The organism is Collinsella aerofaciens, from assembly GCF_039752775.1.
Classification (GTDB): domain Bacteria; phylum Actinomycetota; class Coriobacteriia; order Coriobacteriales; family Coriobacteriaceae; genus Collinsella; species Collinsella aerofaciens_R.
Window position 1 is genome coordinate 16348 of the sequence record NZ_JBDMGT010000002.1, and the last position, 16436, is coordinate 32783.

Annotated in this window: 13 protein-coding genes and 1 tRNA gene; all 14 read right to left on the reverse strand. The window is 64.2% G+C overall.

Going from position 1 to position 16436, the window contains the following annotated elements; all coding sequences use genetic code 11:
* Positions 1-200: 200 nt before the first annotated feature.
* On the reverse strand, positions 201-3032 hold the full coding sequence (locus tag ABHR63_RS00900; RefSeq protein ID WP_346964718.1) for a molybdopterin-dependent oxidoreductase: 2832 nt from the start codon (positions 3030-3032) through the stop codon (positions 201-203).
* Positions 3032-3934 carry an FAD binding domain-containing protein gene (locus ABHR63_RS00905; RefSeq protein ID WP_346964719.1) on the reverse strand — a complete coding sequence of 301 codons (903 nt, stop codon included), beginning with the start codon at positions 3932-3934 and terminating at the stop codon, positions 3032-3034. Before ABHR63_RS00905 ends, ABHR63_RS00900 begins: the two co-directional genes overlap by 1 nt.
* Before the next feature lie 242 nt (positions 3935-4176).
* Positions 4177-5532 carry an NADP-specific glutamate dehydrogenase gene (gene gdhA / locus ABHR63_RS00910; protein WP_022095186.1) on the reverse strand — a complete coding sequence of 452 codons (1356 nt, stop codon included), beginning with the start codon at positions 5530-5532 and terminating at the stop codon, positions 4177-4179.
* A gap of 256 nt (positions 5533-5788) precedes the next feature.
* The gene (locus ABHR63_RS00915; protein WP_346964720.1) at positions 5789-6184 is read right to left on the reverse strand and encodes a putative Se/S carrier protein; all 396 of its coding nucleotides are present in this window, start codon (positions 6182-6184) and stop codon (positions 5789-5791) included.
* Positions 6185-6199: 15 nt separating this feature from the next.
* A complete protein-coding gene (gene mobA / locus ABHR63_RS00920) occupies positions 6200-6832 on the reverse strand; it encodes a molybdenum cofactor guanylyltransferase (protein ID WP_346964721.1) in 633 nt (210 codons plus the stop codon).
* 154 nt (positions 6833-6986) lie between these two features.
* A tRNA-Sec gene (locus ABHR63_RS00925) sits at positions 6987-7083 on the reverse strand.
* A 149-nt stretch (positions 7084-7232) separates the two neighbouring features.
* Positions 7233-9200 (reverse strand): selenocysteine-specific translation elongation factor, encoded by a 1968-nt coding sequence (gene selB / locus ABHR63_RS00930; protein ID WP_346964722.1) that lies wholly within the window; start codon positions 9198-9200, stop codon positions 7233-7235.
* Complete coding sequence (selA, locus tag ABHR63_RS00935; RefSeq protein ID WP_346964723.1) at positions 9197-10654, reverse strand: L-seryl-tRNA(Sec) selenium transferase; 1458 nt, start codon at positions 10652-10654, stop codon at positions 9197-9199. The genes selB and selA overlap by 4 nt, the downstream gene beginning before the upstream one ends.
* A 76-nt stretch (positions 10655-10730) precedes the next feature.
* Positions 10731-12848, reverse strand: a complete 2118-nt coding sequence (locus ABHR63_RS00940; RefSeq protein ID WP_346964724.1) for a molybdopterin-containing oxidoreductase family protein — start codon at positions 12846-12848, stop codon at positions 10731-10733.
* A 122-nt stretch (positions 12849-12970) separates the two neighbouring features.
* Positions 12971-13810, reverse strand: coding sequence for a formate/nitrite transporter family protein (locus ABHR63_RS00945; RefSeq protein ID WP_346964725.1), 840 nt, complete (start codon positions 13808-13810; stop codon positions 12971-12973).
* Between the two features lie 42 nt (positions 13811-13852).
* A complete protein-coding gene (hycI, locus tag ABHR63_RS00950; protein ID WP_346964726.1) occupies positions 13853-14353 on the reverse strand; it encodes a hydrogenase maturation peptidase HycI in 501 nt (166 codons plus the stop codon).
* Positions 14353-14934 (reverse strand): formate hydrogenlyase maturation HycH family protein, encoded by a 582-nt coding sequence (locus tag ABHR63_RS00955; RefSeq protein WP_346964727.1) that lies wholly within the window; start codon positions 14932-14934, stop codon positions 14353-14355. Before ABHR63_RS00955 ends, hycI begins: the two co-directional genes overlap by 1 nt.
* Positions 14935-15717: an NADH-quinone oxidoreductase subunit B family protein gene (locus ABHR63_RS00960; RefSeq protein WP_346964728.1), complete on the reverse strand. Its 783-nt coding sequence runs from the start codon at positions 15715-15717 to the stop codon at positions 14935-14937.
* Between the two features lie 2 nt (positions 15718-15719).
* Positions 15720-16436, reverse strand: coding sequence for a formate hydrogenlyase complex iron-sulfur subunit (locus ABHR63_RS00965; RefSeq protein ID WP_346964729.1), 717 nt, complete (start codon positions 16434-16436; stop codon positions 15720-15722).

Genomic DNA, 16436 nt, shown 5'->3' on the forward strand with positions numbered 1-16436 from the left:
GTGTCCCAGCTTGGGGCCTCGGAATGGGATGCGGCTTCCGCTATAGCCATCAACCGGAAACTGCAACCCGTTTTGAGCCCCTATTCCGGGATGCACTTTCCGCCGAGGGCCTCAAACGGAAACTGCAGCCCACAATTCGGTCGAAAAGTGGGCTGCAGTTTCCCCGGGCTAGGCAAAGAGCGGCGGATGCGTCGCCTCGTCTACTCCCCCAGCAGGGCCTTCTCGGGCGTGATCGGCAGCGAGCGAACCTGGTGTCCGGTGGCGTGTGCCACGGCCGAGGCAACGGCGGCGAGCGGCGTGTTGATGACGACCTCGCCGATCGACTTGGCGCCAAACGGGCCCGTCGGCTCGTAGCTCGGCTCAAAGGCCACGCGAATGCTGCCGATATCCAGGCGCGTGGGCAGCTTGTAGCTCATAGAGTTGCCGGTGCGCAGGCGACCGCGATCATCGTGCTCGACGATCTCGTAGAGCGCATGACCGATACCCTGGGCAATGCCGCCCTCAGCCTGGACGCGCGCGAGTGCCTCGTTGATCACAGTGCCGCAGTCCACAGCCGCCGCATAGTCCACCACAGTCACCTTGCCGGTGGCCTTGTCGACCTCGACCTCGGCAATGCCGGCCATAAACGGCGGAGGCGAAACGGGCAGGCAGGCAGAGGCATGCGAGGTGAGCGCGTCGCCGCCCGCGATGTTCTTGACGCACAGGTTGGCAAAGTCGCGCAGCGTGAGGTAGCGATTCTGCTCGCGCGCGGCACGCTCGTCGGACAGACGCACGTACTGGCCATCGAAGACCACGTCGGCGGCGTCCACGTCCCACATCTGGGCGGCCTTGGCGCAAATCTTCTCGCGCAGCTCGGTCGCGGCGTTCTTGGCGGCAAGGCCCGTCACGTACGTACCCGAGCTCGCGTACGAGCCGGCGTCGAACGGTGACACATCGGTGTCCACGCCGCGCACCACGATCATCGAACTCTCCACGCCCAGCTCCTCGGCGGCAATCTGCGCCAAGATCGTGTCGACGCCCATGCCGTTATCGGTGGCGCCGGTACCGATGGTAATGAAGCCGTCCTCTTCCAGGCGCATGTCGATGCCGGCGATGTCCACGTTGGAGATGCCCGAGCCCTGCATGGTAAGCGCGCAGCCCAGGGCGCGCACGCGGTCGCCCAGGTCCACGGCCAGCGGCTTGTCGCGCCAGCCGATCATGTCCATCGCACGCAGCAGGCAGCGGTCGAGCGCGCAGGCGTTGAGCTTCTCGTTGTAGTACTGCGGCATGATCTCGCCCTCGCGCACGATGTTCTTAAGGCGCAGGTCGGCGGGATCCATGTGCAGCATGTCGGCGAGCTCGTTGACGGCGCTCTCCACGGCAAACTGGCCCTGGGTGGCACCGTAGCCGCGATACGCGCCGCCGCGGTTGGTGTTGGTGTAGACGGCGTCCCAGCTAAAGCGGCTCGCCTTCACATGGTTGTAAATCGGCAGGCTCTTGTGACCCGAAAGACCAATCGTCGTGGTGGCATGCTCGCCATACGCACCGGCGTTGGACAGCGTATGCAAGTCGATGGCCGTGATGGTACCGTCGTTCATGGCGCCCAGCTTAACGGTCATCTGCATCTGGTGGCGCGAATTGCCCGCGGTGATGGTCTCCTCGCGGGTGTAGCAGCAGTAGCTCGGACGGCCGGTCTGCTGGGTGACGAACGCCACGAAGATCTCACAGCAGCCCGTCTGCTTGGAGCCAAAGCCGCCGCCGATGCGCGGCTTAATGACTTGCACCTGCGACTGCGGGATGTCAAGCGACTGCGCGACCATGCGACGCACGTGGAAGGGCACCTGTGTAGAGGTGGTCACCGAGATGCGCCCAAACGCGTCAGTCGTCGCGAAGGCGCGGAAGGTCTCCATGGGCGCGGTCTGCGTGGCCTGGCTGGTGTAGGTGCGGGTGAAGACGATGTCACTCTGGGCGAAGGCCTCGTCCAAGTCGCCAAAATCGCTGGTACCGCTGCAAACCAGGTTGCGCGAAACATCGCCGCCCTGCGGGAACATAAAGGTCACGTCGCCCTCGGGGTGGACCACGATGTCGTTATCGAGTGCCTGGGTAAAGTCGAGCAGCGGCTCGAGCACCTCGTAGTCGACCTTGATGAGCTTGAGCGCCTTGTCGGCGGCCTCCTCGGTCTCGGCGGCGACAATCGCCACCTCCTCGTTTTGGTAACGGACGAGGTTCTCGAGAATCAGGCGGTCGTAGGGACTCGGCTGCGGATAGCTCTGACCGGCAATGGTAAAGCGACGCTGGGGCACGTCCTCGTAGGTGTAGACGCCCACCACACCGGGCACCTTCAGGGCGCGCGACGTATCGATGGAGCGGATCTTGGCGCGGGCATACGGGCTGCGTTTGAGCTTGACGATGAGCGCGCCGGCGGGCACCAGGTCGCCCGTGTAGACGGGACGGCCCTCGAGCAGCGCCTTCGAGTCCTTCTTGGGCTGCTTGTGGGTGATCTGCTTGTACGAAACGCCATCGCAGCTGGTGTCGTTGACCGGCAGCTCGGGCATCTCAAAGCCCACCTGCACGCCGGACTCGTTGAGAAAGCGCACGATGGCGCGCAGCTGGCTCTCGTAGCCGCTGCAACGACAGAGGTTGCCGGCGAGCTGGCGCGAGAGCTCCTCGCGCGTGGCGACGAGGCTTGGGTCCTCCTTGGCGGCGCGGGCAAGCGCCAGAACGTTCATGATGAGGCCGGGGGCGCAAAAACCGCACTGCTCGGCACCTTCGGCAGCCATTGCGCGGGCGAGCGCCTCGGACTCGGCCTTGAGGCCCTCGAGCGTGGTGATGGTGTGGCCCTCGACACGCGCGGCGGGAACCGAGCAGCTCAGCACCGGGTCGCCGTCGAGCCACACCGTGCACAGGCCACAGTTGGTGGTCTCGCAGGCGCAGCGCACCGACGAGCAACCCTGTTCGCGCAACAGCGCAAAGAGCATGGTGTCGGGGGCAATCTGAACCTTGACCTTACGGCCGTTGAGCGTAAAGGAAAGATCGATGAGTTTGGCAGCCATTAGCGCACCTCGCTAGAATCGACGCCGGGCACGCGGCGGCAGGAATACTCGTCCGTGGCAAACTTAGGCACTTGCACGGTCTCGAGCTCGCGGGCAAGCGCGGCCGAAAGCTCGATGCCGGCGGCGCGGCGCACGGCCTGAATCGCCAGCGGGGCCGAGATGCGACGGCGGTAGTCGGCCGAGCCCCACAGATTGGTACCGTAGCTCAGCGCGCGTACGGACGCGGCCAGGGCGCGCAGCTCATCCTCGGAAGGCTGCTCGGCGGTAAGGCCACATGCCTCGCCCTGCAGCAGGGTCGCGCGCAGCGGACGGGCGCCCACGGTGACATGCCAGCTGTTGTTCCACCAGGCAGCGGTAACGTTCAGCGAGGGAAAGTCGGTCGCGGCCTTGCGCACGGCCTCGTAGCTCGCACGGTAATCGTGCTTGACGACCACGATGTGCTCGATCACGTCGCGCACGTAACCCATGTCAACAAACTCGGCGAGCGGCACGCGACCGGCGCCCGTCAGCTCAACATAGGAATCGAGCGCCAGGAAAGCCGAGAGCACGTCCGAGAAGCCAAAGCGGCCGTAGATGCTGCCGCCCACCGTGGCGGTATTGCGCAGCTGCACGCCCACGATATCGTGGACGGCGAACTCAAAGACATTGTTGACAAGCGCGTTGAGCTCGACATGGCGCTCGAGCTGGCGCAGGGTGCACATGGCTCCGATGCGAAACTCGGTCTCGGTCTCCTCGATCTGATCGAGTCCGCAGGCCGAAAGGTCAATCGCCGTCGCCACGCGACGCGAGCCCAGGCGCATCCAGATGCCGCCGCCCACAATCTTGTTGTTGCGGTTCTTCTGCAAGAGCTCATAGGCTTCGGCCGCGTTTCCAACACGGACGTAGGTACCGAACTTGAGCACGTTCTCCCCCATCTCTCCACTTGTCCAGTACTTTTAAGTGTACCAAACGAGGGGCCGCACACCGTTTTAGGACAAAATCCACCCACCCATCCATAACTTGCGGTGATATACGGACTGATTAGCCGTTCTGGGACGCTTAACAGTCCGTATATCACCGCAAGTTATGAGGAGTCCTCCGGGATAGAAAAGGCTCCCAGCCGGAATGGCTGGGAGCCTCATCACATGCTATATCGAGCGAAGATTTAGCAGACGCCCTGGGCGAGCATGGCGTCGGCGACCTTCAGGAAGCCAGCGATGTTGGCGCCCATGACAAAGTTGCCCTCCTGGCCATACTCCTTGGCGGTGTCGTCCACGTTGTGGAACATGCCACGCATGAGCTGCTCGAGCTTGCCGTCGACCTCCTCGAAGGTCCAGGACAGGTGCTCAGCGTTCTGGCTCATCTCAAGGCCGGACACGAGCACGCCACCGGCGTTAGCAGCCTTACCGGGCATAAAGGCGACGCCGTTCTCCTGGAAGTAGGTCGTGGCCTCGATGGTCGTGGGCATGTTCGCGCCCTCGCCGACCACCTTGCAGCCGTTGGCGACGAGCGCCTGGGCGTCCTCGAGCAGCAGCGTGTTCTCGCGAGCGCAGGGCAGCGCGATGTCGCAGGGCAGCTGCCAAACGCCACGGCCGTCGCCCTCGTGCCACACGGCGTTGGGCTTCTCGTCAACGTACATAGCGAGCGTAACGCCCTTGTCGTGGCCGGAGCGCTTCTTGTTGTAGACGTGCTCGAGCACGGTGTAGTCGATGCCGTCGGGATCCTCGACCCAGCCGTGAGTATCGGAGCAGGCCAGCACCTTGCCGCCGAGCTGGGAGACCTTCTGGACGGCGTAGATGGCGACGTTACCGGAGCCGTGAACGACGACGTTCTTGCCCTCGAAGGAGTCGCCGCGGCTCTTGAGGTACTCGTCCACAAAGTAGGCCAGGCCGTAGCCGGTGGCCTCGGTACGGGCAAGCGAGCCGCCAAAGGAGAGGCCCTTGCCGGTAAGGACGCCGGTCCACTCGTTGGTCAGGCGCTTGTACTGACCGAACAGGTAGGCAACCTCGCGGCCGCCAACGCCCAGGTCGCCGGCGGGAACGTCGGTGTTGGGGCCGATGTGGCGATAGAGCTCGGTCATGAAGGACTGGCAGAAGTGCATGATCTCGTTGTTGGACTTGCCCTTGGGGTCAAAGTCGGAGCCGCCCTTGCCGCCGCCCATGGGAAGGGTGGTCAGGCTGTTCTTGAGGATCTGCTCCAGACCCAGGAACTTGAGCATACCCAGGGTGACCGTCGGGTTAAAGCGCAGGCCGCCCTTGTAGGGTCCAATGGCAGAGTTGAACTCGACACGGTAACCGCGGTTGACCTGAACCTTGCCCTGGTCGTCGACCCAGGGAACACGGAACATGACGATGCGCTCGGGCTCGACGAGGCGCTCCAGCAGGGCGGCCTCCTCGTACTCGGGGTGGGCGTCGAGCGCCGGCTGGATGGTGCCGAGGATCTCGGTCGCGGCCTGGATGAACTCAGGCTGCTCGGGATAGCGGGCCTTGAGCTCTTCGAGAACTTTCTGCGTGTAGCTCATGCTTCCTCCAATGATGGGAAACGAAAATGTTGGTCGCGGCACCCCATGCGCCGCGAGCTTTATCGTGTATGGATAATATCGCACTGTTGCGGCAAAGTTTCGCATAAGCCGACGAGCGGATGTTTCGTTTTGATTACGATGCAGGTAGAAGCGTTTTTGAGTGCCTGACATGCAAAACCCGTGTTTCAAACCTGTTTCGTCCACGTGTTCCAAACCACCACATTGGGGACAGGCACCTTTATGGTGGTGCTGACGGTTAGAGGACGAGCTGATGATAGTCGGCGGGGGTTATGCGGCCTTCGGTGGCAGCGCGGAAGGCGGCGAGTGCATCGCCCGAGAACGGCATGGCCCAGCACAGCCCGCAGCCGGCGGTGATGGAGCCGGGCAGCGGCATGATGCGCCCGGGCACACCGGCGGCAAGGCACAGCTGCTCGCATTCCATCACATCGAAGGTGCTATCGAACGAAACGATGATCTTGCGTTCATGGTCGAGAGCATCACCGGACGGGCCTTCGCGGTGTGCATCGCGATACGCAGCCGCCGCTGCCTCTTCCTCGGCCGTATGTCCACAGCCGCCGCGGCCGCAGGTGCAAGGCTCGGACCCATCGCAAGTGCAAGGTTCTCCCGTGTCGGGACAAATATCGTGAGACATGGCAACTCCAATCGTCTAGGCGAGCAACTCGGCCGCCGCAAACTCCTCGGGCGTATTGACGTTCTCGAAGCAGAGCGTCGAACCCGCGGCCTTAACGATCTGCGGCTCATCCATATAACCGGCCTGAACGCGATTGATCAGGCAGCGAATGCGCTGGCGGTCGCAGGCAAGCAGCTCATGGGCAACCGGCGCACACGCGTCACGGCGCCAGACGGCGCAAAGCGGCTCAATCCCCCGCTCCTCACGCGGCACGCACACATCGAGCGCCTCGGCCTCAACATGACCGGCAAGCGCGCCGATGAGTTCCGGCGAGACAAACGGCATATCGCAGGCAACGATCGCCACGAGAGGCAGCCGAGCCGCAGCCAACGAGCTCGCGATGCCGCGCATGGCGCCCGCAGAGCCTTCAAGGTCCGCCACCACACGCGGCACCAGACCGCCAAACGCGCGCTCCTCAAGATAGGCAAGCTCGCTGGGACGCGAGGTCGTCACGACCAATTCGCCGGCAACTTGCGCCAGCCGACCCAGTACGCGTTCGATGAGCGGCTCGCCGCAAAACAACATCCGCGCCTTATCGCAACCCATGCGCGAGGACAGCCCACCCGCTTGGACGACACAAGAAAGATCGGCACGTCTTACGGTAGTCATACGGCAAAACACCTCCATCGGCGCGTTCTAAACCCAGCGCACGGGGCAAATACCGTAGGCGACAAGGCAGACGACACGGCGGACCCGCACAAAAACAAAACAGCGCCCTTGCGGCACGCAGCAAGACCGCGAGCACAAAAGCGCTGGTAGTGTATGGCGGGAACGTATGTGAATCGAACACATCCAAGACGTTTTGCACGCCTCGCAACGGTTTTGAGGACCGCGGAGCCCACCGGAGCCCATCCGTTCCCAAGTGCGGCGGTATTTTACCAAACCGAAACGGCTCCATCCCAAAAAGACGAGCAAGAAGTTGCGGTGGAATAGTTCTTGTTTAGGCTGCAAGACCCCAAAAACAGGAACTATTTCACCGCAACTGAGGAGGCGGGAGCGAGTGACCGGCCTAGCGCAGGGAGCGCAGGCCGCCGGCGTCCTTGTCGAGCACCGTAAAGCGCACGGCATCCAGGTGCTCCAAGATGCTGATGGCACGTTTGCGCGACACGCCAAGGGCCTCGCGCAGCACGCTCGTGGTGGCAGCACCGCCGGCTGCCTCAATGGCGGCGGCAACAAGCTCGCGCGCATGGGCCTCGGCGGCAGCGGACAGGGCAACGTCGCGCTCGACCTTAACGATCGAGCGATTGAGCGAAAGCTCGCGCAGGGCACGCGTCATGGTGTCGCGATCGAGCTGCAACTGCTCGCCCACCTCGGGCAATATCGGCGCATCGAGGCCGGCTTCGTCCAGCAAGGCAACGATACGTTCGCAGGCCTCGCGTACCACACGCGCCGCGGCGGCAACGGAGTGCGGGTCGAATACCTCGGCACCCTCGGCGGCACACACGCCACGCGAGCAGCCCTCGGAAATCAGGGCCGCGGCAACTGTATCGTCAGCGGTAGGCCAAGCAGCATGGGCAACGGCGCCGGGCGTAAAGCCCGTCTCCTTGGGGGCAGCCGCGTGCATGGCTGACAGGGTCGCCGCTAGCGCACCCATCGCGGCGTCGAGCACCACGGCGTCCGCCAAGTAGTCCGCATCACCCACAGCAAGCTTGCGAACAGAGCCCTGCGACACCAACCCGCGCAGTGCGGCATCGACCTCGCCGACACCAAGATCCAAAGCGTCGGCAACATCAACCGCCGTAACTGGCAGCATCTGCAGCGCCAGCCAAGCGCCCACACCGCCCGCGGCATCGCCGGCCTCAAGCGCTGCAAGCAGCGTGCGCTCCCCCGCCGAAAGCTCGCGCGAGCGACGGCAGCGCGAAAGCAGCACACGCCCGCCGCCAATGAGCATAACGGGCGAATACGACAGCACCACGGCATGGTCTCCGGCACACAGCGGCAGCGGGTCCTCCAAGCGCACCTGCACGGTACGGGTCTCGCCCACCGCCATGGGGGCCTCGCCCTCCAAAAGCATGATACGGCCGACGACCTCGGCCGTGCCGGCCATCACATGCACACGCGCGCCCGACTCGAGCACGCGCGGCTTGGTGCCCTCGCGGCCCAGGTAGGTGAACGTCATCATAAAGCGCAACGTCTGGCCAAAGCGGTCCGCCACGCCCAGCATCTCGCCACGGTCAAGCGCCGCGACACCGTCACCAACTAGGTTGAGCGCCACACGCTGACCAGGCAGCGCGCGCGGCGTATCGCCATGCACCTGAATCCCGCGCACGCGACAGACCGTACGCGACGGCAAAGCCATCAGCTCGTCGCCCACCGCAACCGGCGCATCGTGCAGCGTTCCCGTTACGACAGTGCCGACGCCCTTAATCGTAAAGCAGCGGTCAATCGGCAGGCGCGGCGCGGCATCGGTGCGCTCGGCACGGGCACGGCAAGCATCCCAGCAGGCACTTACCTGCTCGTCGAGCACCGCAAGCAGCCCGTCGATCCCCTCGCCCGTCTTAGACGACACGGGCACAATCGGCGCGCCCGCAAACACGGTACCCGACAAAAAGTCATCGACATCGAGCTCGGCAAGCTCGGTCATCTCGGCATCGGCCAGGTCACACATCGTCAGCGCCACCACCATATGCGTGACGCCCAGCAGCTCCAGCACGTGCACGTGCTCGCGCGTCTGCGGCATTACACCCTCAACGGCAGAGACCACCAGCACGGCAACGTCGATGCCTGTTGCACCCTGCACCATGGCGCGCAGGTAATGCGCGTGGCCCGGCACGTCGACCAGGCCGACGATCTTGCCACTCGGCAGTGCCAGTTCGCCAAAGCCCAGCTCCACGGTCATACCGCGACGGCGCTCAACCTCCAGACGGTCGGGATTCTTGCCGGTCAGCGCCTCGATCAATGCCGACTTGCCGTGGTCAACGTGGCCCGCCGTGCCAACGATAACGGGACACTCCACCAGCGCCTGAACCTCACTCATCGAGCAATCGCCTTCTTAACGCACGCGACGAGCGTCGATGCCGCCGTCTCGATATCGCGGTCACCCACGAGTGTGCGCACGTCAAACAGGACGCGATCGTGCGAGGCGCGCGTGACGACCGGCGTGTCGAAATCTTGGACGAGCGAGCGCTTGAGTGCGTCAACGGAAAGACGCTCATCGACGAGGCGCACGGCAACGCACATGGTGGGCAGCTCCACGGTAGGCAGCGAGCCGCCACCAGGGGTCGACGATTCCTCGACGATCTCCACCTGAACGGCACACGGGTAGCCAGCCTTATCGAGCCCGGCGACCATACGATCGCGCAGCTTGCGGGCACGTCGCTCCAAATGGGCCTGCGGCAGCGTAAGCATGCTGAGCACCGGAATATCGCGATGGGCAACATCGGCGCCGTCCATGTAGATACGCAGCGTGGCCTCGAGCGCCGTCAGCGCGAGCTTGCCCGGGCGCAGGGCGCGCATAAGCGGATGTGACCCACAGGCCTGGACCAGATTGCGACGGCCCATGATAATGCCCGCTTGTGCGGCACCGAGCAGTTTATCGCCCGAGCACGACACCAGATCGAGCCCCGCCGAAACCGAAGCCGGCGTGGTTTCTTCGCCGCCGCGCACCAAGATGTCGTCGGGCAACAGCGCGCCCGACCCCTGGTCCTCGTAGAACAGCAGGCCATGCTTGTGGGCCAGAGCGGCAAGCTCCCGAGAGCCCACCTCCTCGTGAAAGCCCTCGATGCGATAGTTGGAAGGATGGACCTTGAGGATCATCGCCGTATCGGGCGTGATGGCGCGCTCATAGTCGTCCAAATGCGTGCGGTTGGTGGCGCCGACCTCGACGAGTTTGGCGCCCGAAGCCGCCATGACATCGGGGATGCGGAAGCTGCCGCCGATCTCGACAAGCTCGCCGCGGCTGACGATGACCTCCTTGCCTGCGGCATGGGTCGCCAGCACCAGCAGTACCGCGGCGGCGTTGTTGTTGACCACGAGCGCGTCCTCGGCACCGGTGAGCGAGCGGATGAGCTGCGCGGCATGCTCTTTGCGCGATCCGCGCGAACAGGTGTCCACACTGTACTCGAGCGTGCTGTACCCGCGCGCAACCTCGGCCACGGCCTTGGCGACCGACTCCGCGAGCGGGGCGCGGCCCAAGTTGGTATGGATAACCACACCCGTGGCGTTAACTGCGGGACGCAGGCTCGGCAGCGCGGAGCGGTGCGCACGAAATTCAATGGCCGAGGCCAGGTCGCGCTTAGAGCGCGGGGCGGCACCGGCGCGAATGGCGGCGCGCTCCTCGTCGAGCTCGGCCGTCACGGCAGCATGGACCACCGCGTCGCAGGTCTCCCCCGCCGCCTTCACCACCGGCCACTCGGCAAGCAGCTCGTTGACGGAAGGAATAGCGCGAAGGCGGGCGCGTACCTCATCGGACATGTTCTGGCTATCGCTCATGTGCGGCCTTTCAAAACCAAAGGTGAATCAATCGTTCGAACGTCAAACTATCAGCCAATTCGATCGGCTGAGTCAATCAATCGCTATTATCCTCGCGCGCCGCGATCTTTTCCACGCGAACGGCGTTTTCCTGAGTGAGCGCGGCGCCCGTCAACGGGTCCCAACGCAACGGTGTATGGTCGAGCGGGCCGACGCCCAAGGCTTGAGCGCCGCCGGCATCGGCGCCAAACGAACGCCCACCGGGGGCGGCCGAGGTGAAGATGCACGCCGGATGCAGATACGGCGTCGTCTCCACGCGCACGCGGTCGCGGCCCATATCGCTCACGAGCTCGACGATCTCGCCGTCGGCGATGCCCATGTGCGCAGCAGCATCGGCATTCATCTGCACGGCATCCAGGTCCGATCCAGCCTCGGCGGCACCTTGAGCCGCAAGCCTGCGCGAGGTGTGCGACTCAAAGGGACGGTTGCCACTAATGAGGCGAAACATCCCCGGGCCGGGCTCCACCATGGGCGCAATCCAGTTGGGCACACGACCCATGCCGACTCGTTCCCATACGTCGCTTGCCAGCGCAATTTTGCCGCCGGCAAGCGGAATCACCGGCTCACCCGTGCGCGACGGCAGCGCCACGCCCGTATCGGCCCAGCCGCGCTCCTTGAGCTCGTCCAGATCGATCCCAAAAGGCGCCACCTGGGCAGCCGCCAGATCGTCAGACGTAAACTGGAAATACTCGCCCACGCCACACGCCTGCGCCAGACCGGCAAAAATCTCCCGACCGGGACGTGTGTCGTCATGCTGCACAGGCAGCACGGCGTTGCGGTAGAACACGCGCGCATCGTTGGTGCCTATCACCGTTCCAACGCCACGGTCGGCCTCCAGATACGTCACGTCGGGCAGCACGAAGTCAGAAGCGCGCGCTGTCTCGGACCAGCGAATATCAACGGTCACGAGCAAGTCGAGCTGTTGCAAAATACCCAACCAAGCCTGCGCATTGCCATAGCCCGCACCGGGGTTACTGGCATAGACGATGAGCCCACGCAAATCGCCGGCAAGAATCGACTGACCGATGGTCGTGCACAGTCCGCGCACCGGATCGACCAGTGGATAGCGCTCGGACCCCAACTTGGGCTCACGTGGCATCGACGGCGTCGCAAAACGCGCAGGGTCCAAATCGCCCAACGCAAGCGGCGTGGGCGGGTTGAGGGCACCGCCCGCGTGTCCGATGCAGCCCAGCAGCACATCGATCAGACAAATCGCGCGCGCGGTCTGGGTGCTATTGGCATACGCGATACCGATGCCGCCATGAAAGCCCGCATCCACCACAGCGGCAGGCGCGGCGGCAGCCAGATCGCGCGCCGTCGCGATAATCTCTGCGGCCGGCACGTCGCACATCGACTCGGCCCACTCGGGCGTCCAAACAGCAGCCGCCTGCGCCAGCTCGCCAAAACCCGTGGTATAGCGGGTCACGAACTCGTGGTCATACAGGCCCTCGGCAATCAAGACATGCGCAATGCCCAGCAGCAAGGCCAGGTCACAGCCCGGGCGCACGCGCAGCCAGCGGTCGGCAAGCGCAGCCGAGCCACTGCGCCGGGGGTCGACCACGATAATCTTCGCCCCACGGCGACGGGCATCGTTGAGCGCATCAACGGTCCCCATCGTCGACGAATCGACGATGGAACGCCCCAGGTACATGATGCAATCGGTGTGCGCCAGGTCGGAGGCGGGGCTGTAGCCCAGGCTGTGCTCCCAACCGGTGAGACGGCTTACCTCGCAGGCGCCATCGGCACCGTACACGTTGGGCGAACCCAGCGCATGCATAAGGCGATAGGCCCAGTAGCGGTCGAACGAGGGAACGCCGAGCGTCATGCCCAGCGCACGAGGCCCGCACTCGTCAACAATCCCCAAAAGACGCTCGGCAATCTGAGCAAACGCCTCGTCCCAGGTAATCGCATCAAACCCCGAGCCATCCCGGCGGCGTCGCATGGGGTGCACGATGCGGTCGCGCTCGTCAAACGGCATTGCCAGGCGATGCCGTCCGCGGGCGCACAGGGCGCGCGCCGCGCACGGATGCCCCGGCACCGGCAACTCAGCCACCACGCGACCGCCCTCAACGCGTGCCGCAAAGGCGCAATCGGCATAGCATCCCCCGCATGTGGTCACCACGGCGCGACCGTCACGCTTCACAGCAGATGCCATCTCGATTACCCCTTTCACAAGCCAAACACAACAGACCGACAGCCCGGGAACGAGCCCCAGGCCAAAAAAGCCTCCCGCACGGCAACGCCCCGCGGGAGGCCCAACGTCAAACAGGCGATACCTTACGCCTCGGACTTCTTGGCGTAGATAAACCAGTAGCCGAGCGCGACCAGAACCGCGCCGCCCACGATGTTGCCCAGCGTGGCGGCGGACAGGTTAAACGCAATGCCCGCGGCGTTGAGCGCATCGGCGCCGGCGACGTCGGCGCCATAGCCGCACGCGTGCATCACGGCACCCATGGGCAAAAAGTACATATTGGCAACGCAGTGCTCAAAACCGCAGGCCACAAAGGCGGCGATGGGCAGCAGAATGCCCACAACCTTATCGACCACGGTCTTGCCGGCGGTACCGATCCACACGGCCAGGCACACAAAGATGTTGCACAGGATGCCGCGGAAGAAGATCGTCACCCAGTCGACCGTCACCTTGCCGGCGGCGACGCTCACCATGGAATTGGCGACCGCCTCGCCGTTAAGCTTGTAAATGCCGGCCATGTACACCAAAAAGACGATGAACAGGGCACCGACAAAGTTACCAAGCCACACGACGAGCCATGCCCTGAGCATCTGGACCAGGGTGATTTTTTTGCTCTTGAGCGCGCAGACCATAAGCGAATTACCGGTAAACAGCTCGGCGCCACACACCAGCACCAGCACCAGGCCCAGGCAAAAGCACAGGCCGCCCACGACGCGCTGAGCGCCCCAGCCCAGCGTGCTATCGCTCAAGAACACGGTAAAGAACAGGCCGCCGAAGGCAATAAACGCACCGGCGAACATTGCCAACAGAAAGGCCTTTGCGACCGGCAGGTTGGCCTTGGTCACGCCGGCGACCTCGGTCTTGGCCTCGATCGCGGCGGGCGCCAGGCAATCGGGAGCGGGATATTCTGCCTTGGAATCTGCCATGTCAATCACTTCTTTCCTAATCAGCAGGGACAAGCGCTCCTATTACTCTTGCCCCAAGCGGACAAAGTGGGAAAAGTCGTTGGCGGCCACGGCGTCGTACACGGCGTCGACGGCGTCAAAGACCTCCGGGGACATGGGGTTGTAGAACTCCGTGTCGCCCGGCTGAATCCCAACGAAGACGATATCATCACACGATTGTTCGATTTCCTCGATCAGAATCGACAAAGGAAGCGAATGCGTGGTGAACATCGACTTGCGGGCCACATCGCGCTTGTCGAGCAAGCGGATGGACCCGACGGGCAGCGCCATGTCGGCGGCATCGACCAAAACCAAACGCGGCGGACGCTCGCGCTTGACCTCGATGATGTCGTCCTCGGGCGTTTGCCCGCCGTCGATGGTGTACCAACCGGCGATGGGCGCGTCCTCCATCTTTTTGGAGAGCACGGGGCCGGCGGCATCGTCGGCACGCAGCACGCTTCCCGCCGTGAGCACGATACCCGCAAACGGGGCTCCGTTCACACGTCCATCTACAACGCGACCCATTACTGCAACCTTCCCGTCAGATACACGCCCGACACATCGCGCACGCGCTCAACCAGATCGCGAAACTTCATCAGAAACGCGACCTGCTGGGCATGCAGGCCAAAGTCGTCGTCGAACACCGAGATGCCGGCCTTGGCCGACCCGCGAAAACCGCGCTCGTCGAGCAGCGCATCGCAGGCCTCGAGCAGCGACGGCACCGCCGCCTTGTCGAGCTGGCACTCGCCAAAGGAGCGGATGGCCTCGAACTTGGTCTTGGCCTCCCCCTCCGGCAGCGCGTCGACGAGCGAATAGAAGACATCCACCGGCACCGACAGGCGCGGCTCAAAGCAGTCGAGCACGCCGGTGTGGTGGCCCACGGCGAGCGTGTAGTACAGCACGTCGCAGGCCTCCTGGGGAACGTCTTCCTCGGTCTCCACAAACTTACGCGTGAGCTCGTAAAAGACCACTTGGTCGGGCGCATGGCCCAGGCAGGGGTCGGCGACGCCCTCGGCGGCCTCGTCGCTTGCGCGCAAGGCATCGCCAAAGGAGCCGCCGAGCATACCGGGACCCGCAAAGTAACCAGAGCGGTCCGTGAGCTCCATCTAGCGACCTCCGGCCAGCACCAGATCCTGCAGCGCCGAGTAGACCTCAACGCGGCGAGGATCGTCCTGCTTATCGATGAGCAGCGCCATGGCACCGCGGATATCGCCCTTGGGCGCGCCCTCGAGCGTATCCATAAACTCGTTGGCCAGGTCGCGGCCGTAACGGTAGCCGCTCATGGCGCGAGCCTCGCGCTCGATGGCAACGCGCAGCTTGTACGGCACGCCGGGGTGCAGGATATCGGCCTGCTCGCCGGCGGCCTCCACCGTGGTCTCGGCATGGAGCTTTTGGCCCAGCAGACCGAGCGCCATGGCAAAGCCGTAGATGGTCTGCGCGGGGCTGGGCGGGCAGCCGGGGATGTAGACATCGACCGGCAGAATCTTGTCCGTGCCGCCCCAGACGCAGTAGTTGTCGTAGAAGATACCACCGGTGCAACCGCACGCGCCATAGGACACCACGATCTTGGGATCGGGTGCGGCCTCAAAGGCGCGCAGGGCCGGCATGCGCATGGCACGCGTCACGGCGCCGGTGTACAGCAGCACATCGGCGTGACGGGGCGAAGGCACGACCTTGATGCCAAAGCGCTCGACGTCGAAGACGGGCGTGATGGAACCGAAGATCTCGATCTCGCAGCCGTTGCAGCCGCCGCAGTCGACACGGTAGACGTACACCGAGCGCTTGATCTTCTTAAGAAGAGTCGCCTTGGCCTTCTCGATGCTCTCGTCGAGCTCGATCTTGGTCGGGCGGTACTGAAGCCGCTCGGGCAAAAGCGTGGGTTCGGCCATGGTTACTCCTCCTTCGTTTCAAAATCCATGATGATGCCCTCGACCGGCGCCGGACCGGCGGGGATCTCGGGCGCATCGGGGTTGAGCTCGCGGTCGACATACTCCGGGTTCACGCCGTGGCCGCCCAGATACTCCATGCCGGGGCCCTGGGGCTCACCGGACGCAAGCGTCTCGTTGGCAGCCATGCCGCGCGCGTTGCCGGTCTTTACGGCCGAAGCGGCGCGCAGGGCATCGAGCTCGCGCTTGCACTCCTGGCACATACCGACGGTACGGGCGGCCTGCTCGGCCTCCATGCCGCCGGCCTTTTGCAGCAGGCGCTTGGCGTAGTCGATCTCCTTGTGCGGGGCAAACGGCTTGCCGCAACGCGAGCAGTGCTCGAGCGTATAGACGCTCTTGCTGGTGAGGTCGTCCTTGCTCATGACGGCCAGCTCAAACTCCTCGGTGAGCTTGATGGCCTCCATGGGGCAAGCCTCCTCGCAGCGGCCGCAAAAGATGCAGCGGCCGTAGTCGATCGACCAGGTGATGGTATCGGCCGCAAGGTCGGTGTCCATGCGAATGGCATCGGCCGGGCACGCCACGCCGCAGGCACCGCAGGCGATGCAGAGCTCGGCGTTGTGCTCGGGCTTGCCGCGCATGTCCTTATTGGTGGGGAACGGCGCAAACGGGTACTTGACCGTCGCGTCGCCGGCCTTGGCGTTGACCTTCCAAAGCTTCAGCAT